The organism is Actinospica acidithermotolerans (assembly GCF_018139625.1).
Classification (GTDB): Bacteria; Actinomycetota; Actinomycetes; order Streptomycetales; family Catenulisporaceae; genus Actinospica; species Actinospica acidithermotolerans.
In genome coordinates this window covers 1-18,329 of sequence record NZ_JAGSOH010000132.1, presented here as the reverse complement: position 1 = coordinate 18,329, position 18,329 = coordinate 1, and the positions used below count along the sequence as shown (strand labels likewise).

Genomic DNA, 18,329 nt, shown 5'->3' with positions numbered 1-18,329 from the left:
CCCCCACCCCGTCAGCGCTCTGTCAGTGCGGTCCGCGCGGGAGACCGCCCGCCTGCCGACCGAGGGACCGGGCCGCGCAGAGCGAGAGGGGGACGCACCGGTCGCACCCCGCACCCCAGTGCGGCCTCCAGCAGGTAGACCCGTTTGAGCATCGAGAAGACCAGCCACATCGGCACCCAGAGCAGCACGCCGAGCCTGCGGTAGTAGAGCAGCATCAGGACCCTGGGCACCGTGCCCGGCAGGAACGAGACGAAGATCAGCCACGCGAGCCGGACCACGTTGTGCGCGACGCCCGGCGCGATCGCCGCGTACTGCAGGGCCAGCACCATCATGAAGAAGTGCGCGGGCGAGAAGAACCTCATGCCCGCGCTCTTCGGCAGCTGGTACCAGAAGCGCGGGCCCGGGGCGCCGTTGCCCCAGGGCGTGAACCGGCCGAAGTTCATCATCCCGGCCATGCTCCAGCGGAACCGCTGCACGCGCAGGTCGCGCAGGTTCGGCGGCACGTCCTCGTAGGAGACGATGCGCGGGTCCAGGGCCGCGCGGGCGCCGCGGCGGCCGAGGGCGCAGGTGAACTCCGCGTCCTCGCCGAACATGCCGCTGACGAAGCCGCCGAGGTCGAGCGCGGCCTGCCGGCGGAAGCCCATGAAGCTGCCCAGGATGCACGGGACGGCGTCCACCTCGGCGAGCATGACCTGGGAGAAGCCGAAGTTGAAGATCTGCTCCATGCAGCGCATCCGGTCGATCCAGGTGTAGTACGGCTCCTTGGGGACGGTGAGCGCGCCGACCAGGCCGATGCGCGGGTCGGACAGGAAGTGCGGGATCGCGTACCGGAAGCAGTCCTGGTCCACGGCGCAGTCGGCGTCGAGGCGGAAGACGAACTCCGCCGTGCAGCGGCCGAGCGCCTGGTTGAGCGCCTTCGCCTTGCCGCCGTGCGTGCCGAGGATGACCTCGCCGGTGGCGTGGGCGTAGGCGCGCATCGTCGCCTCGGCCAGTTCGCCGGTCGCGTCGGTGGATCCGTCGTCGCAGAGCACGACGTGCACCGGGCCCCCGTAGCGGCCGGCGGCCCGGTCGATCGAGCGCAGCAGCCGCTCGATGCCGAACTCCTCGTTGTAGGCGGGGATGATGATGTCGAGCGGAGGGTGCCGATCCCCCGGTCGCGGGCGTCCGCCGCCGGCCCATCTGCACAGGCCGAGCAGCACGTACACGAAGTCTGATATCGCCGTGCGCAGGCTGACCAGGATGACGAACTCGAGGACGGGGTGGTCGCCGACCCTCGCGATCAGCCAGAGCGCGAAGGGGAAGACGATCCCGGTCGACGCGGCGAGCACGAGCAGCATCTCGACGGAGTCCCGCCAGTCGCCGCGCCGGCCGATCGGCTGGCGGGTCACCCGCGGCAGCGCGTAGGTGGTGAAGACGAGCCGGAAGACCATCATGAAGCCGAGCAGGTACTCGAGGTAGATCGTGAGCACCGGCGCGACCTCGGGCGGGATGCGGAAGGCGACCTCGGCGAGCCCGACGAATGTGTCGGAGAGCGCTGAGACGGCGATGAACAGCGGCGCGTGCGCAAGGATCATCAGGCGCCTGCCGATCGTCGCCGGCAGCACGAGCGACATCGTCACCAGGTAGCCGACGACGGCGGCCGGGACCAGCGGCGTCAGGTGCTGGGCGTAGATCGTCGCCGTGCTCGGCTGCCGGTCCGCGGCCCGCACGAGGCTCGCGACCAGGCCCTGGTAGACCTGGAGCGGCTGCGGGTGCCGCATGCCGATGATCACCGTGCTCACGCCGAGTCCCACGATGAAGAAGACCGCGAGGCGCGCGTTGGAGGGCTTGCGGAACGGCGGCAGCTCGACCAGGCGGTCCGTGCCCTTGTCGGAGTCGTCGAAGCGGCGGTTGAGCGGCTGCCAGATGACGACGATGAGCGCCGCCATCGTGGCCGACAGCAGTACGAGGTTCCTTCCGTCGTACATCGTCAGCCGATCGTGACCTGGGCGCTCATCCCGGCCATCAGGCGGGAATCGTTCGAGTCGAGGCTGATGGTCACGTCGTAGTAGGTGGTGCTGCTGCTCTCCACGGCGGCGGGCTCGGTGTTCTCGACCTTGCCGGAGACGCTGAGGTTCAGCGCCGTGACGGTGATGTTCGCGGTGGCGCCGTCGTGCACGGAGGACATGTCGGTCTCCGGGACCTGCGCGACGACCGTCAGCGGCGCGGTGTAGAGCGTGAGCAGCGGCATGTACGTGTTCTGGCTCGTCGTGCCGCCGTTGCCGCCGCTGGTGGACGGGACGAACAGTTCGAAGCCCGAGCCGCTGCCGGACTGGGTGCCGGACTGCTCGCCCGGCCCCTGGTAGCCGTGCACGCCGCTGGGGCCGACGACCTCGCCGACGGCGCCGGCGGTCTCGGCGATCTCGCCGTCGGCCGGGGCGAGGATCTTCGTGTTAGCCAGCGCCTCCTGGTCGGTGGCCACCTGTGCCTGGGCGGTGGCGAGAGTCGCCTTCGCGGTGTCGATCGCGGCGGCGGTGACCGGCGCGGTGGCCGCCGCCTGCCTGGCCTCGGCCGCGGTGAGCACGTTCTGGCTGGAGGCCAGGTCGGAGGAGTCGCGCTGCTCCGCGAGCTGGACCGAGGACTGCACGTTCGCGAGCTCGGCCTGCGCGGAGGAGACGGCGGTGGCGTCGCGGTTGACGGTGGACTGCAGGTTCGAGCAGTACTGCTCCTGCTGGGTGCTCGTGGTCGCGGAGCCGGTCGCGCTCGCGGCCGGCTTGGTGGAGTCCGCACTCGCCGAGCTGTTCGCGGAGACGGCTGGGGTCGCGGCCGCGGTGGCGGCCGGCGTCGCGGCGCCGGCGGTGGCCGTGGACGAGCAGTCCGCGGCGTACCGGGCGGTGTCCGACTGGTAGGCGTTCTCCGCGCTGGTGACGGCGGCGCTCTGGGCGGCGACCGTGTGCTGCGCGGAGGACTGCTCCACCGACAGCGCGTTCTGCGCCGCGGTGACGGCGGACTGCGACTGGCTCACGCTCAGCGCGTCCGTCGCCGCCGTGGACGCCGTGGCCTGCGGGCTCTCGTCCGCCTGGACGACCGCGGCGTCGGCGGCGACGGCCGCCTGGGCGGCGGAGAGGTTGGCCTGCGCGACGCCGCTGTCCTGCGTCGCGAGCACCTCGCCCTGCTTCACGTGCTGCCCGGCCTTCACGTCGAGGGCGAGCACCGTGCCGTCCGCGGCGAAGTTGAGGTAGTAGGTCTGGGTCGGGCTCACCAGTCCGGAGTACGCGGTCGTGGTCGAGGAGACCGCGTGGTAGGTGAACATGCCGAGGCCGCTGCCGACCACCGCGGCGGCCAGCGCGACGCCGAACTGCTTGGGCCGCAGCGGGGAGCGGGCCGGCGTCATCTCGCCGACCCCCGCCTCGCCGCTGGCCAGCGCCGCGTTCATGCCGCGGGCGCGGATCCTCTTCGCCATCAGACTCGTGCCTCTCGTTCTGCTCAGGACGCGGCGAGCGCCTCGGCGGCCTTCGGCTCGGGCAGCGCGTCCACCAGGTCCGGCGAGGTCTCCATGCCGGGCCGCCAGACCGAACGCGCGATGATCTTGTGCGGGTCGACGCGGTGCCGGTAGCGCTCGGCGATCTCGGTGATCTCGGCGAGCAGGCCCTCGGAGAGCGTCGTCGGGTTCAGGCCCAGGGCGAGGAAGCGGTCGTTGCGGACCACGAGGTCGTTCTCCACCGCCTCCTGCCGCGGGTTCGGCAGGTGCGCGATCTCGATCCCGGTCAGGCCGCTGACCAGCTTGGCCAGGTCGGCCACCCGGTGCGTCTCGGTGATCTGGTTGAACACGGCCGGCTTGGCGCCGGGCTCGGGCGGGTTCTCCAGCGCGATCTGGACGCAGCGCACGGTGTCCCTGATGTGGATGAACGCGCGGGTCTGGCCGCCGGTGCCGTGCACGGTCAGCGGATGGCCGACCGCGGCCTGCATCAGGAACCTGTTGAGCACGGTGCCGTAGTCGCCGTCGTAGTCGAAGCGGTTGATCAGCCGCTCGTCCCGCTCGGTCTGCGGGGTCTGCGTCCCCCACACGATGCCCTGGTGCAGGTCGGTGATGCGCAACTGGTCGTTCGAGGCGTAGAAGGCGAACATCAGCTGGTCGAGCGTCTTCGTCAGGTGGTAGACGGATCCGGGGTTGGCCGGGTGCAGGATCTCCCGCTTCAGCTCGCCGTCCGGGGTGTCGAGCTTGACCGTGAGGTAGCCCTCCGGGATCGGCGCCGAGCCGGACCAGCCGTACCCGTAGACGCCCATCGTGCCCAGGTGCACGAGCGCCGCGTCGATGCCGGTGGCGGCCAGCGCGGCGAGCAGGTTGTGGGTGGCGCGCACGTTGTTGTCCACGGTGTAGCGCTTGGCGGTCTGCGAGCGCATCGAGTACGGCGCGGCCCGCTGCTCGGCGAAGTGCACGATCGCGTCCGGGCGGTGCTCGAGCAGCAGCGCGACCAGCCGGTCGTACTCGGCCGCCAGGTCGAGCCGGACGAAGCCGATCTCGCGTCCGGAGACCTCGCGCCAGACCCGGATCCGCTCCGAGACCGGCCGGATCGGGGTGAGCGAGTCGACCTCCAGCTCCAGGTCGATGGCCCGCCGGCTGAGGTTGTCCACGATGGTCACGTCGTGGCCCAGATCGGACAGGTGCAGCGCGGTCGGCCAGCCGCAGAAGCCGTCGCCGCCGAGGACAAGAATGCGCATCATGACAGGTGAACCTTTCGGAAACACGCCCGGAATGGACCGCGCGACAGCGGCATGGGTAATCGCTGAACCAGGCCTCGAAGATGTGGGTGAATTCGACGGCCCAGCGGACGCGAACGTACGAACGGCGCGTCGCGCTGTCAAGCACGGCCGATTTCATACTTGTTTCGGCTCCCAAGGTTTTCGGTAAACTCGCAGGCAGCAGCGTCGTGTCGAGTTTCTGACATGACGCATTCCGCCAGCACGATCCGCAGCCTGAGCAACCCTGTCAGGTTTCCGACATGACGAGTTCCGGCCATTACCACCATTGACAAAATTCTTCGAAAGGCGGTATCACAAAATGCAATGTGTTCGGGAATGCGAGACGATGAAGGAGGAACGCCATGCTTCCGCCCCACGCGCCGCCGGGCGGCCTGCGCGAACTGGCCGAGATGGCGGAGGGCGAATTCGCCGACGCCGACGCCACCGAGATCCTGCGCTGGGCCGGCGAAGTCTTCGGCCCCGGACTCGTGCTGGCGTCGTCGATGGCGGACACGCACCTGGTGCACCTGGCGCAGACCGTGGTGCCCGGGATCGACGTGCTCTTCCTGGACACCGGCTACCACTTCGCCGAGACGATCGGCACGCGTGACGCGGTCGCCGCGGTCTACGACGTGAACCTGGTCTCGGTCACCCCGAGGCAGACCGTCGCCGAGCAGGACGCCGAGTACGGTCCCCGGCTGCACGACCGTGACCCGGAGCGCTGCTGCGCGCTGCGGAAGGTCGAGCCGCTCGAGCGCGGGCTCTCCCCGTACACGGCGTGGATCAACGGGATGCGCCGGGTGGACGCCCCGACCCGCAAGGACATCCGCGTCGTGGACTTCGACGCCAAGCGCGGCATGGTGAAGATCTCGCCGATCGCCGCGTGGACCGACGAAGACGTGCAGGAGTACGCCGAGAAGCACGGCGTGCTGGTCAACCCGCTCTTCCAGGACGGATACACCTCGATCGGGTGCGCCCCCTGCACCCGGCGCACCGCCCCCGGGGAGGACCCGCGGGCCGGACGCTGGGCCGGGTTCGCCAAGACCGAGTGCGGACTGCACGCATGAGCACGCTGACCCGCCCGCACGAGCTGAGCCACCTCGGCGTGCTGGAAGCCGAGGCCGTGCACATCTTCCGCGAGGCCGTCGCCGAGTTCGAGCGCCCGGTGCTGCTGTTCTCCGGCGGCAAGGACTCGATCGTGATGCTGCACCTGGCGAGCCGCGCCTTCGCCCCCGCCCCGATCCCGTTCCCCGTGCTGCACGTCGACACGGGTCACAACTTCCCCGAGGTTCTGACCTACCGCGACCTCGCCGTCAAGCGCGCCGGGGTACGGCTGCTGGTCGCCGGCGTCCAGCAGTACATCGACGAGGGCCGCCTGCACGAGCGCGCCGACGGAACCCGCAACCCGCTGCAGACCGTGCCGCTGCTCGACGCCATCCGCGACAACCGCTTCGATGTCGTGTTCGGCGGCGGACGGCGCGACGAGGAGAAAGCCCGCGCGAAGGAGCGCGTGTTCTCCCTGCGGGACGAGTTCGGCCAGTGGGACCCGCGCCGGCAGCGCCCTGAATTGTGGTCGCTCTACAACGGTAGGCACCGGCCCGGCGAGCACGTGCGCGTGTTCCCGCTGAGCAACTGGACCGAGCTGGATGTCTGGCAGTACATCGACCAGGAGCCGATCATCCTGCCGTCGATCTACTTCGCGCACCGCCGCGAGGTCTTCCGCCGCGGCGGCATGTGGCTCGCCCCCGGAGCCTGGGGCGGACCCAGGGACGGCGAGCCCGTCGAGATCCGCTCCGTGCGCTACCGGACCGTCGGCGACATGTCCTGCACCGGCGCCGTCGACTCCACCGCTCGCACCGTGCCCGAGGTCATCGCCGAGATCGCCGCGTCCACGCTCACCGAACGCGGCGCCAGCCGGGCCGACGACCGCATGTCCGAAGCCGCCATGGAAGACCGCAAACGCGAAGGGTACTTCTGATGACCACGCTCCTTGAGCCCGCCCTGGCCACCGGATCGCTGCTCCGGCTCGCCACGGCCGGCTCCGTGGACGACGGCAAGTCGACCCTCGTCGGCCGGCTGCTGCACGATCTCAGAGTCGTGATGCCGGACCAGCTCGCCGCGGTGGAGCGCGTCTCCCGCGAGCGCGGCCTGGCAGCGCCGGATCTGGCGCTGCTGACCGACGGCCTGCGCGCCGAGCGCGAGCAGGGCATCACGATCGACGTCGCCTACCGCTACTTCGCGACCCCGAAGCGCCGGTTCATCCTGGCCGACACGCCGGGACACGTGCAGTACACCCGGAACATGGTCACCGGCGCCTCGACCGCGCAGCTGGCCGTCATCCTGGTCGACGCGCGGCACGGCGTGGTCGAGCAGACCCGCCGGCACGCGGCCGTCGCGGCGCTGCTGCGCGTGCCGCAGATCGTGCTGCTGGTGAACAAGATGGACCTCGTCGGGTTCGACAAGAACGTCTACGCCGAGATCTCCGCGGACTTCGAGCGCTACCTCGAGCGGCTCGGCGTGGACGACCCGGTGTCGATCCCGATCAGCGCGCTGCGCGGGGACAACGTGGTGGAGCCGTCCGCCGCGATGGACTGGTACCAGGGTCCGACCCTGCTGCGGCATCTCGAGGAGGTGCCGCCCGCGCCGGATCCCGCCGAGCAGCGGGCGCGGTTCCCGGTGCAGTACGTGATCCGGGTCGGGGAGCACGACTACCGGGGGTACGCGGGGCAACTGGTCTCCGGCGTGCTGCGGCCCGGCGACGACGTGGTGGTACTGCCCTCGAACCGTCGCTCGACGATCGCGGGCATCGACATCGCCGGACGGCCGGTCAACGAGGCGTTCGCGCCGCAGTCGGTCACGCTGCGGCTCGCCGACGACCTCGACGTGGCGCGCGGCGAGTTGATCGCGACGGCCGGATCAGCTCCCGAACCCACGCGGGAGCTGACGGCCACCGTGTGCCACCTCGCCGAGCGGACGCTGCGCGCCGGGGACCGGGTCCTGCTGCGGCACACGACACGCACCGTGCAGGCGATCGTGACCGAGCTCGTGCACACCCTCGACGTCACGACGCTGGAAACCGGGGCGGGCCCCGAGGCGCTGCACGTCAACGACATCGCCCGGATCCGGCTGCGGACGGCCGAGCCGATCGCCGCCGACGACTACGCGGTCAACCGGCACACCGGCTCGTTCGTGCTGATCGACCCGTCGATCGGCGACACGCTCACGGCGGGCCTGATCGGCGGCCGGCCGTGACGAAACGCACGAGACGGCTGCGGGCCCTGGCGGGTGCCGCGCTGATCGCCCTGCTCGGCGGCTGCGCCCACGCGGCGCAGATGGAGCCCGCCTCCGCCGTCCCGGCCGCCACCGGAAGCGGCACCGCGGCCGCCTCGCTGCGTCTCGGCTACTTCGCCAACCTCACCCACAGCACGCCGATCGCGGGCCTCGCCGAGGGCTTCTACCGCGCCCGGCTCGGCTCGACGAAGCTCAGCACGGTCGTCTTCGCGGACGGCCCGGACGAGATGACCGCGCTGCTGTCCGGGCAGCTGGACGCCGCGTACGTCGGGCCGTCCTCCGCGCTCAGCGCCTACTCCGCCTCGCACGGCACCGGCCTGGAGATCGTCGCGGGCGCCGAGACCGGCGGCGCCGAGCTCGTCGTCGCGCCGGGTATCAGGACCGTCGCCGACCTGCGCGGCAAGACGCTCGCCGACCCGCAGCTCGGCAACACCCAGGACATCGCGCTGCGCTCGTGGCTGCTCCAGCAGGGCATTCACACGACGCTGCAGGGCACCGGCGAGGTCGACGTCGAGCCGAGCGGCAATCCGACCACGCTCTCGCTGCTGCGCACCGGCCGGATCGCCGGGGCGTGGGTGCCCGAGCCGTGGGCCTCGCGGCTGGTGATCGACGGCGGCGGGCACGTGCTCGTCGACGAGCGCACGCTCTGGCCGCAAGGACGGTTCGCGACCACGGTTCTCGTCGTACGCAGCGACTACCTGGCCGCGCACCCGCAGACGGTCCGGGAGCTGATCGCCGGCCAGATCGCCGCGAACGCCTGGATCACCGCGAACCCGGCGCGGGCCGAGCAGGTGGTGGAGGGCCGGATCGCCGAGCTCAGCGGCGTCCGCCTGGAACCCGCCGTCCTCTCCCGCGCCTGGAGCGAGCAGTCGGTGACGAACGATCCGATCGCCTCCAGCCTGCGCACCGAGCTGCAGCACGCGGTGGCGGTCGGCCTGAGCACAAGCAGCACGTCCATATCCGGGATCTACGACCTCTCCGCTCTCGACGATGCGCTCTCTGCGGCCGGCCGGCCGGCCGCGGGCGCGGACGGACTCGGTACCCCATGACCACTTCGGACTTCCTCGAACACGCCGCGGCCGCGACCCTCGACCCGGCCCGCCCGCCGGCGGTCCGGCTGTCAGGGGTCTGCAAGACCTTCGGCGGCGCGGACGCGGTGCCGGTGCTCGACGAGATCGACCTGCAGGTCGCGGCGGGCGAGCTGCTGTGCGTCCTCGGCGCGTCCGGCTGCGGCAAGTCGACGCTGCTCAACCTGATCGCGGGCCTCGACCGGCCGAGCGCCGGGCAGATCTCGGTGGACGGCGGCCATGCGGCGCTGATGTTCCAGGAGAGCGCGCTGTTCCCCTGGCTCACGGCCGCCGGGAACGTCGAGCTCGCGCTGCGGCTGCGCAAGGTGGCGAAAGCGGAGCGGCGCGAGCAGGCGCGGCGGCTGCTGAGCCTGGTCCGGCTGGACGGGGCCGCGGACAAGCGGGTGCACGAGCTGTCCGGCGGGATGCGGCAGCGGGTCGCGATGGCGCGGGCGCTGGCTCAGAACTCCGCCGTGCTTCTCATGGACGAGCCCTTCGCCGCGCTCGACGCGATCACCCGCGACGTGCTGCACGAGGAACTGGTCTCGCTGTGGGAGGGCAACGCGCGCGAGGGCCGTCCGCTGGCGATCGTGTTCGTCACGCACAACGTCCGCGAGGCCGTGCGCCTCGGGCAGCGCGTCGTGCTGCTCTCCTCGCGGCCCGGCCGGGTGGCCCGCGAGTGGAGCGTGGACCTGCCGCAGCCGCGCCGGATCGAGGACGCCGCAGTCGCAGGACTGGCGGCGGAGATCACCGGCGAGCTGCGACGGGAGATCAGCCGCCATGCCTGACGAGACCCCGCGTATCCCCGCGCAACGCGACCTCGCGACGCTCGAGGCCGGTCTCGACGCGCTGGAGACGGCGCGCAGCACGCGGGCCGAGCCGCTGCGGCGGCTGCTGCGCATCCTGCTGCCGCCGCTGCTCGCGGCCGCCGCGCTGCTCGGCCTGTGGAACCTGCTCGTGCTCGCCCGGATCAAGCCGGGCTGGGTGCTGCCGGGGCCCGGCGACGTCTACGACGCGCTCGTCGCGGACTGGACGCGATACGGGATCGGCGACGCGCTGCTCGGCTCGATCTCCCGGGCGGTGATCGGCTTCGGCGCGTCCGTGCTCCTCGGCACGCTCATCGGCCTGGCCGCGGCGGGCAGCCGTACGCTGCGATCGGCCGTCGCGCCGCTGCTGTCCGGCTTGCAGAACCTGCCGTCCGTGGCGTGGGTGCCGATCGCGATCATGTGGTTCGGGATCACCCCGGCGACGATCTACACCGTGATGCTGCTCGGCGCCGTGCCCTCGGTGGTGATCGGGCTGATCGACGGCATCGACCAGGTGCCGCCGATCTACCGGAAGGTCGGCGGCAACCTCGGCGCGCGCGGACTCGTGCTGGTCCGGCGGGTGCTGCTGCCGGCGGCGCTGCCGGCGTACGTGTCGGGGCTCAAGCAGGGCTGGGCCTTCTCCTGGCGCTCGCTGATGGCGGCCGAGCTCATCGCCGTATCCCCGACGCTCGGCCCGGGTATCGGCCAGACCCTGGAGCTGGCCCGCGAGAACCAGGACATGGCGCTCGCCTTCGCCACGGTCCTGCTGATCCTCGGCCTCGGCGTGCTGGTGAACGTCCTCGGATTCGCGCCGGTCGAGCGCGGGCTGCGGCATCGGCGCGGGCTGGAGCGTGCCTGAGCCGATGCCGCGGACCGTCGCGATACCCGCAGAGTCAGAGCAGGCCGTGCCGCACGGCCTGCACCCCCGCCTGGAAGCGGTTGCGCGAGCCGAGCGTCTCCATCAGGTCGCTGATGCGCCGCTGCACGGTGCGCGCAGAGACGCCCAGCTGCCGGGCGATCGCCTCGTCGGTCATCCCGGCGGAGAGCATGGTGAGCAGGCCCTCCCAGGCCGAGCGCCCCTCGGCGTCGGGCGCGGCCTCGCGGCCCGCGTCCTGGCCCTCGGCCCTGGCGCCGGTGCGGCCGGCGGGTCTGGGCACCGGCATGCCGCGGGCCCACTGCGTCTCGAAGACCTCGATGAGGGCGTCGAGCAGCGGGGACGGGCGCACGATGAGCGCGGCGGTCAGCTCGGTGCCGGCCCCGAGCGGAAGCAGCGCCCGGCGCCGGTCCACCACGGCCAGCTTGAACGGCAGTTCCGGCACCATCACCGCCGTCTCCCCCGCCGTGATCATCTCCTGCACCTCGGCGAGCTTCGCCGGATCGAGCAGCGAGGCCCGCTCGTAGACGCCGCGGGCCTTGACCCCGCGGGCGAGCATCTCGATCTCCGGGGCCGGGTCCTCGTCGTCGGACTGCACGAACGGCGGCTTGTCGAAGACGTCGACCGAGCTGCGGGCGCCGGCCTGCAGCGTGGCCCAGACCTCGCCGATGCTGTCCAGGCCGGTGACGACCTCGACCAGTCCCGCGGCCACCGGATCGCGCTGGCCGCGCTCGCGCAGGTAGCCGTCCAGCAGCCGGGTCAGCGCGTCCCGCGCGGTCCGCTCGGAGCGCTCCCGGCGGGCCAGCGTGCTCTCCAGGGCCAGGTCGGGGGCCAGCGCGCGCCAGGTGGCCCGGCCGTCGAGCGCCGGCCCGCGGACCAGGCCCCTGATGCGCAGCCCGAGCAGCGCCTGGAAGACGGCGTCCAGGTGCAGGTGCTCGGCCGCGGCCAATTCCTCGGCGCTCGCGGCGCCCTTCCGGCAAAGTCCGAGGTAGACCGACTCCTCGGACCGGCTCAACGCGTCGGCCGGGCCGCCTTGCGGCGGCTCGGCAACCTCTGTGCTCACGCGTCAGTACCTTTCTGTGGGTGGCGAAAGGACACCGTTCGCGGACCTGGGCTCCCCGGGGCGTCCGTGAGTTCCGGGCCGAGGCCCGGTCCGCTCCGCGTGGTGACGGAGCCTCAGCTCACCGTAGGTGCGATTCCCGGACTCCTTTTCCGAGGAGGATCCGGCGCCGATGTTAGCCTTCGAAGCGTGGGTCGTCGAGGACCGCATCGGGCGATGGATCTCCTTTTACTTCGTATCCCTACCGTGTCCGATACTTCGGTACCCGATATTCTCCGGATCAAAGGCTGCTGATGGGTTACCTGCGCGTAACGATGCCCCGTGGACGGATGTGGCGACGCCCGGCGCTGCTCGGCTCCGGCCTGCTGCTGGCCCTGGCGGGCTGCGCCTCGGGCTCGCCCACACCCGCGCCGAGCTCGGCGGGAACCGCTTCGGCGACCGGTTCGGCGAGGGCCGCGACCGCGTTGACCTGGGTCGTCAACCGCGCGGCCCTCGCCGATTTGGAGAGCGGGGGAATGTCAAACAATCAACTATCAGAACTCTTCAATAACGCACGCACGTATATTGTCGGCGAAGCCAATACCGCGGCGGAATCTGCGGACATCAGCAATTGGATAAGCCCGCGGTCGGTCACGGTGACGGACCTGCGGCCCGCCGGATTCGCCCGGGGCGCCGCCGCCGTGCTCTACGACGACGAGGACTGGCCGCTCACTCCGAAAGCGCAGCAGCGCAATCCCGGGGAATACGAGGCCGAGGGATACCGGCTGGCCCGCGCCCGTGGCGTGGTGTTCATCGCGGCGCCCGCGATGGACCTCGTGCGGGTTCTCGACCCGGACGGGACCGGCACCGTCGCCCAGCGCTTCCTGAGCCTCGACCTGATCGGCCAGGCCGCCAGGGACGCGGACATCGTGGACATCCAGGCACAGGGCCTCGAGGGCAGCGCCCAGTACACCTCGTTCGTCCTCGCGGCGGCGAAGCAGGCGAAGGCGGCGAACCCCGCCGTCAAGGTGCTGGCCGGGCTGAGCACGAACCCCTCGGGCCGGGCGATCGCCGCGTCGGTGCTCGCCGAGGACGCGGATTCGGTGCGCGGCGCCGTCGACGGCTACTGGCTCAACATCCCCTCCGGCGGCACGGCCTGTCCCAGCTGCGGGACGGCCCGGCCGCAGGCGGCGGTGCCCTGGCTCGAACAACTGCTCCGCGGCTGACCGCGCCCGCGGCACGCGTCACAGGCGGCACGGTGCGCGTCACAGGCGGCGGTGCCCTGGCTCGAACAACTGCCCCGCGGCTGACCGGGCCCGCGGTACCCCGCCGTCCTCTCCCCCGAAACCGCCCATACCCGTACTAAGGATGAGATCTGCGATGTTAACGCTCACGCGGCGCGCGGCGATGCGCGCCGGCGTCCTCGGCGGCGCCCTCTACTCGCTGCCCGCCGGTCCCCCCGCCCACGCCGCGGCATCCACCGCGGTCTTCAACGTGCAGACCTACGGCGCGGTCGGCGACGGCTCGACCGACGATACGGCGGCGATTCAGGCCGCGCTCGACGCCGCGGCCGAGGTCTCCGGGTCCTGCGTCGCCTTCCCGCCCGCGCCCGGCGGCTGCTACCGCACCTCGGGCCTGACCGTCTCGGGCGGCGTCGGGCAGCTGATCGGCGAGAGCGCGCTGTTCGACGCCGACGGGCCGAGCGCCGCCTCGCTCACCGGCTCGGTGCTCGCGCCGCTCACGTCCACCGACACGGTGCTGCTGACAGTCGGATCCAGCGGCTCCGGCACGGTCGTGACCGGGAACCCGCACGGCCTGACCGTGCACGGCCTCGGCTTCCGCGGCACGACCGAGGACGGCAAGGTCGTCTCCGGACTCTGGGGCGCCGACGTCGTCGACACCTCCGACGTCACGTTCGACGAGTGCCGCGACCTCTACTGCGGCGCCTTCGAGTACGACGGCTACCCGCAGGGCGGCGACGGGCAGGGCGGCTTCGTGCGGTTCCAGTCCTCCGGCACCGGCAACGGCTTCTCGGTCAACGGCAGGGTCCTGTTCTGCAACTCGTACGGCGCGGGCACGTTCCTGCTCGCCGACGGCCTGTCGAGCACGTACCCGGGCGGCGGCAGCACGGATGGACGCGCCGTGTGCTGCCAGGTCAACGGGCACGGGTACGGGGTGGTGCTCGGCCGCGACTACGCCGGGGCCGGCGGCTGGGCCGTGCTCGAGACGCACTTCTCCTCAGAGCCCGGCAAGTGCCACATCGTCTACGGGACGGCGGGCAACGCCTGGACGCTGCGGGTCGAGGGCTGCTACCTCGACGTGTGCGGCGACGTGCACATCGCCTGCGACAGCCGAGGGCTCCAGGCGGTCGGCAACTACTTCCGCGGCCAAGCCAACGAATCCGCGATCCGCTTCGCCGCCGCGCTGAAGCACCATCACCGCGACCCGGCCGGCCAGATCGTCGGCAACACCTACGACCTCGACGGCAACACCGCGGCCGTCGACTTCGCGCGCTTCGCCGGCTTCACCGCGGCCGAGTTCGCCAGGTACGGCGGCGGCGAATACAGCGGCAACCTGGTGCACAACCACGGCGCCGCGATGCCCTCCACCTGGAAGGGCCAGTTCACCGGCTCCGACAGCAAGGCGATCCCGAACACGACCACCGCGACGCTCGGACTCACGCAGGGCCCGGTGCTCTCCGCCTGAACAGCAGGGCAATCGCGAACACGGCAAGAAAAGCGCGACGCTGGGGCTCGCACAGGGCTCCGGTGCTCTCCGCCTACGCGGCAGAGTGATCGCAACGCTGCGACGCTCGGGCTCGCACGGGGCCCGGTGCTCTCCGCCTGAGCGGCGCGCGGCCGGCCGTCGTCCGCTGTCCGGTGTCCGCTGTCCGGTTTCTGCCTTCCGGTGTCTTGTCTGCCTTCCGGTGTCTGCCTTCCGGTCTCCGCCGTCCGGTGTCCGCCGTCCGCCGCTATCCGTCCTCGATGCGGTCCTCCTCGTCGGCGTCGCCGCCGCTCCCGCTTCCGTCAGCGCCGCGGCTCCCCTTGCCTTCGCCGTTCCCGCCCCCGTCGCCGTTGCCCGTCCCGTTGACGTGGTCGGCGATCCTGCGGTTGAGCGGCTTGGCGAAGCTCAGCGCGAGGTAGCACGCGGTGCACAGGGCGCCCAGGATCGGCAGCCCCGCCGCGCACGCGGCACCGACCGCGGCGGTCATCCATATGCCCGCCGCCGAGGTCAGGCCGCGCACCGAGCCGCGCTGCGTGAAGATCAGCCCGGCGCCGATGAAACCGAGGCCCGACACGATCTGCGCGGCCACCCGGGAAGGATCGAGCTGCACCGTGCCGCGCGCCACGACGTCGCCGAACCCGTACTTGCTGATCAGCATGAACAGCGCGGAGCCGATGCCGACGACGGTGTACGTCTTCAGGCCTGCGTCCTTCTGCCGCCACTCGCGCTCCAGGCCGATCAGCCCGGACATCAGCACGGCGAGTCCGAAGTCGGCGATCTGGGCCCAGCCCTCACCGGTGCTCTGCGCGATCCCGCCGGCCAGTGGTGTCATCGGACCGCTGCCGTCAGTCGCGGCCCTCGTCGGCCGCGTGCTCGCCGTGCGCGATCTGGTCGACCAGCACCCTGCAGAACTCCGCCACATCCTCCGGCCCGCGCCCGGTGACCAGGACGTTCGGTCCGCAGCGGCAGACCACGACCGGGCAGTCGTGCCAGAGTCCGCCGGCCGCGGTGATCTCCTCGGCCAGCCCAGGCCAGGAGGTGAGCATCCGCTCGTCCACCAGCCCCGCGCGCACCAGCAGGCCGGGCGCCCGGCACAGCGCGGCGATCGGCTTGCGGGCCAGGAAGAACGCCGTGACCAGGGCGATCGCGGCGGGCTCCTGGAGCAGCGGGTCGTCGGTCTCATGGCTCCCGCACAGCACGAGCGCGTCGTAGTCGTCCACGTGGACCTCGCTCAGCCCGCGCTCCAGCGGCGGCTCACCGCCCCCGCCGAACGCCTCGAACAAGCCGGCCTCGTCCTCATCCGGATGGACCAGCACCGCGCGGCCGCCCGCCGCGCGCACCGCCGCCCACGGGTGCAGCGCCTCGTCCTGAGCGGCACCCTCCGCGCCCATCAGGAAGGCCACGGTCCGATCCGCCAGCACGCCTTCGACCTGCGCCTGTCTCGCCATCTCGGTGCCCATTCCGACCTCCTGTCCGCAGCATCCGCCCGCTGGCGGCTGCTGCGCGATCCGCGCTCATGTGTCCGTTCCGGACACCGCTAAACGAACCCGGCGAGAGGTGTTTGATCGCCCCGCGCAGGGCAACCCGTCCCAAATGACCTCTACCGTCCACTCGCCCATCACCCCCTCCACCGAACCCGAGTCCGTGCTCGCGCTCGCGCGGCAGCTGCGCGTCGACTCGATCCGGGCGACCACGGCCGCCGGCTCGGGGCACCCGACCTCCAGCATGTCCGCGGCCGAGCTCGCCGCCGTGCTGCTCACCCGGTACCTGCGCTACGACTGGGGCGATCCGGCGCGGCGCGACAACGACTACTTCATCCTCTCCAAGGGCCACGCCTCGCCGCTGCTCTACGCGATGTACCGGGCCGTCGGCGTGATCGACGAGGCCGAACTGCTCGGCACCTACCGGCGCGGCGGCCGCCTCGAGGGGCACCCGACGCCGAAGCTGCCGTGGGTGCCGATGGCCACCGGCTCGCTCGGCCAGGGCATCGCGTACGCCACCGGCATCGCGCTGGCGGGCACCCGGATGCACGACGAGCCGTACCACGTGTGGACCCTGTGCGGCGACGGCGAGCTGGCCGAAGGCTCGGTCTGGGAGGCGCTGGACAAGGCCGGGCTGAACAAGCTGACCCGCCTCACGGTGATCGTCGACGTGAACCGGCTCGGGCAGACCGGGCAGACCGAGTACGGCTGGGACGTCGCGGCGTACGCCGCGCGGGCCCGCGCGTTCGGCTGCAAGGTCGTCGAGGTCGACGGGCACGACGTGCGCGAGATCGACGCCGCGTACGACGCCGCGCTGATCTCCGACCGGCCGACCGTGATCCTCGCGCGCACGGTCAAGGGCTACGGCTGCTCCGCGGTGGCCGACTCCCCCGAATGGCACGGCAAGCCGCTCCCCGCCGACCTGGCCGAACAGGCCGTCGCCGAGCTCGGCGGCCCGAGCCACCTGCGGGTGATGGGCCCGGGCCCGCTCGGCGCGGACGAGCGCGACGCGACCAGGCGGCGGCACGTGCCCTCCCCCACCCCGCCGTTCGTGCAGGCCCCGACATTCGAGCAGGGCGAGAAGGTCGGCACCCGGGTGGCCTACGGCAAGGCGCTGGTCGCCCTCGGCGAGGACCAGGACGTGGTGGTGCTGGACGGCGAGGTCGGCAACTCGACGGGCACCGGCCAGTTCGAGGAGGCGTTCCCGGAGCGGTTCGTCCAGTCGTACATCGCCGAGCAGCAGATGATCGCCTCGGCGGCGGGCTTCGCCGTGCGCGGCTGGCGGGTGCACGCGGCGACCTTCGCCGCCTTCCTCAGCCGGGCGCACGACTTCCTGCGGATCGCCTCCATCGACGGACCGCCGATCCACCTGGCCGGCTCGCACTGCGGCGTGGAGATCGGCCCGGACGGGCCCTCGCAGATGGGCCTGGAGGACATCGCCATGATGCGGGCGCTGCACGGCTCGACGGTGCTCTACCCCGCCGACGCGAACTCCGCCGCGCAGCTCGCCGTGGCCGCGAACCGGCTGCCCGGCATCAGCTACCTGCGGATCACCCGCGGCTCCTACCCGGTGCTCTATCCGTCCGACGAGCAGTTCCCCATCGGCGGATCTAAGCTGTGGGGCGAGGGCGCGGACGACGTCGCGACGCTGGTCGGCGCGGGTGTGACCCTGCACGAGTGCCTGCAGGCCGCGCGCGAGCTGGCTCACGAGGGCCTGCCGGTGCGCGTGCTGGACCTGTACTCGGTCAAGCCGATCGACGCCCGGGCGCTGCGCCGCTGCGCCACCCGAACCCCCCTGGTCGTCACGGTCGAGGACCACCGGCCCGAGGGCGGGATCGGCGAGGCCGTGGCGGCGGAGCTGACCGACGTGCCGTGCCTGGTCCGGCGCCTCGCGGTGCGCGACGTGCCCGGATCCGACACCCCGGAGCGCAACCTGGACGCCGCCGGGATCTCGGCCCGGCACATCGTCCGGACGGTGCGCGAGACCGTCACCCGGGCCACGGCCGATTCCGCCTGAGGAACGGAGGGACCATGACCATCCCGGACACCGGGAGCATCCTGACCGACGAGACCGCGGTCCAATCGAGCGAGGACGAGGTCGAGGCGATCTCGGACAACTTCCGGCACATCATCTGCCTGATGTGCTATCCGGCGTTCGCGGAGCAGACGGTGGCCCCGCACGACGCCGAGTGCATCTGCGGCAAGCAGGTGCACGCAGGCGAGCTACAGGCCCCTGACACGGCACCGGAATGCGTGCTCTGCCACGAGATGGCCGACGGCCACTACCGCAGGAAGCACGCCAAGAGCTGAGCCGGCCGGGAGGGG

Annotated in this window: 16 protein-coding genes; 10 read left to right on the top strand and 6 right to left on the bottom strand. The window is 71.9% G+C overall.

The window, feature by feature from the left end:
- Window positions 1-11: 11 nt before the first annotated feature.
- The 3 genes from KDK95_RS29325 to KDK95_RS29315 are packed head-to-tail and all read right to left on the bottom strand — an operon-like array spanning window position 12 to window position 4,701.
- Window positions 12-1,967 carry a glycosyltransferase family 2 protein gene (locus tag KDK95_RS29325; RefSeq protein WP_212521564.1) on the bottom strand — a complete coding sequence of 652 codons (1,956 nt, stop codon included), beginning with the start codon at window positions 1,965-1,967 and terminating at the stop codon, window positions 12-14.
- A 2-nt stretch (window positions 1,968-1,969) separates the two neighbouring features.
- On the bottom strand, window positions 1,970-3,442 hold the full coding sequence (locus KDK95_RS29320; RefSeq protein ID WP_212521563.1) for an HlyD family secretion protein: 1,473 nt from the start codon (window positions 3,440-3,442) through the stop codon (window positions 1,970-1,972).
- Between the two features lie 23 nt (window positions 3,443-3,465).
- Complete coding sequence (locus tag KDK95_RS29315) at window positions 3,466-4,701, bottom strand: NAD-dependent epimerase/dehydratase family protein (protein WP_212521565.1); 1,236 nt, start codon at window positions 4,699-4,701, stop codon at window positions 3,466-3,468.
- Window positions 4,702-5,084: 383 nt separating this feature from the next.
- Here KDK95_RS29315 and KDK95_RS29310 point away from each other — a divergent pair, with 383 nt between their 5' ends.
- The 6 genes from KDK95_RS29310 to KDK95_RS29285 are packed head-to-tail and all read left to right on the top strand — an operon-like array spanning window position 5,085 to window position 10,745.
- Window positions 5,085-5,789 (top strand): phosphoadenylyl-sulfate reductase, encoded by a 705-nt coding sequence (locus tag KDK95_RS29310; RefSeq protein WP_212521562.1) that lies wholly within the window; start codon window positions 5,085-5,087, stop codon window positions 5,787-5,789.
- Window positions 5,786-6,700 (top strand): sulfate adenylyltransferase subunit CysD, encoded by a 915-nt coding sequence (cysD, locus tag KDK95_RS29305; protein WP_212521561.1) that lies wholly within the window; start codon window positions 5,786-5,788, stop codon window positions 6,698-6,700. Before KDK95_RS29310 ends, cysD begins: the two co-directional genes overlap by 4 nt.
- On the top strand, window positions 6,700-7,974 hold the full coding sequence (locus KDK95_RS29300; protein WP_212521560.1) for a sulfate adenylyltransferase subunit 1: 1,275 nt from the start codon (window positions 6,700-6,702) through the stop codon (window positions 7,972-7,974). Before cysD ends, KDK95_RS29300 begins: the two co-directional genes overlap by 1 nt.
- Window positions 7,971-9,062 carry an ABC transporter substrate-binding protein gene (locus tag KDK95_RS29295; protein WP_212521559.1) on the top strand — a complete coding sequence of 364 codons (1,092 nt, stop codon included), beginning with the start codon at window positions 7,971-7,973 and terminating at the stop codon, window positions 9,060-9,062. The genes KDK95_RS29300 and KDK95_RS29295 overlap by 4 nt, the downstream gene beginning before the upstream one ends.
- Window positions 9,059-9,868, top strand: coding sequence for an ABC transporter ATP-binding protein (locus KDK95_RS29290; RefSeq protein ID WP_212521558.1), 810 nt, complete (start codon window positions 9,059-9,061; stop codon window positions 9,866-9,868). Before KDK95_RS29295 ends, KDK95_RS29290 begins: the two co-directional genes overlap by 4 nt.
- Complete coding sequence (locus KDK95_RS29285) at window positions 9,861-10,745, top strand: ABC transporter permease (protein WP_212521557.1); 885 nt, start codon at window positions 9,861-9,863, stop codon at window positions 10,743-10,745. Before KDK95_RS29290 ends, KDK95_RS29285 begins: the two co-directional genes overlap by 8 nt.
- A 34-nt stretch (window positions 10,746-10,779) precedes the next feature.
- On the opposite strand, the gene KDK95_RS37930 is transcribed toward KDK95_RS29285, so the two are convergent.
- On the bottom strand, window positions 10,780-11,823 hold the full coding sequence (locus tag KDK95_RS37930; protein ID WP_212521556.1) for a helix-turn-helix transcriptional regulator: 1,044 nt from the start codon (window positions 11,821-11,823) through the stop codon (window positions 10,780-10,782).
- 326 nt (window positions 11,824-12,149) lie between these two features.
- Between KDK95_RS37930 and KDK95_RS29275 the strand changes: the two genes are divergently transcribed.
- Together KDK95_RS29275 and KDK95_RS29270 are read left to right on the top strand one after the other, a co-directional pair.
- On the top strand, window positions 12,150-13,025 hold the full coding sequence (locus KDK95_RS29275) for a hypothetical protein (RefSeq protein ID WP_212521555.1): 876 nt from the start codon (window positions 12,150-12,152) through the stop codon (window positions 13,023-13,025).
- A 154-nt stretch (window positions 13,026-13,179) separates the two neighbouring features.
- Window positions 13,180-14,505 (top strand): glycosyl hydrolase family 28-related protein, encoded by a 1,326-nt coding sequence (locus KDK95_RS29270; protein WP_212521554.1) that lies wholly within the window; start codon window positions 13,180-13,182, stop codon window positions 14,503-14,505.
- A gap of 265 nt (window positions 14,506-14,770) precedes the next feature.
- On the opposite strand, the gene KDK95_RS29265 is transcribed toward KDK95_RS29270, so the two are convergent.
- Window positions 14,771-15,355: an MgtC/SapB family protein gene (locus KDK95_RS29265; RefSeq protein WP_212521553.1), complete on the bottom strand. Its 585-nt coding sequence runs from the start codon at window positions 15,353-15,355 to the stop codon at window positions 14,771-14,773.
- 13 nt (window positions 15,356-15,368) lie between these two features.
- Window positions 15,369-15,983: a DJ-1/PfpI family protein gene (locus KDK95_RS29260; protein WP_212521552.1), complete on the bottom strand. Its 615-nt coding sequence runs from the start codon at window positions 15,981-15,983 to the stop codon at window positions 15,369-15,371.
- 133 nt (window positions 15,984-16,116) lie between these two features.
- On the opposite strand from KDK95_RS29260, the gene KDK95_RS29255 reads away from it, so the two are divergent.
- Window positions 16,117-18,021 carry a transketolase gene (locus KDK95_RS29255; RefSeq protein ID WP_212521551.1) on the top strand — a complete coding sequence of 635 codons (1,905 nt, stop codon included), beginning with the start codon at window positions 16,117-16,119 and terminating at the stop codon, window positions 18,019-18,021.
- A gap of 14 nt (window positions 18,022-18,035) precedes the next feature.
- Window positions 18,036-18,314: a hypothetical protein gene (locus KDK95_RS29250; protein WP_212521550.1), complete on the top strand. Its 279-nt coding sequence runs from the start codon at window positions 18,036-18,038 to the stop codon at window positions 18,312-18,314.
- Window positions 18,315-18,329 lie beyond the last annotated feature (15 nt).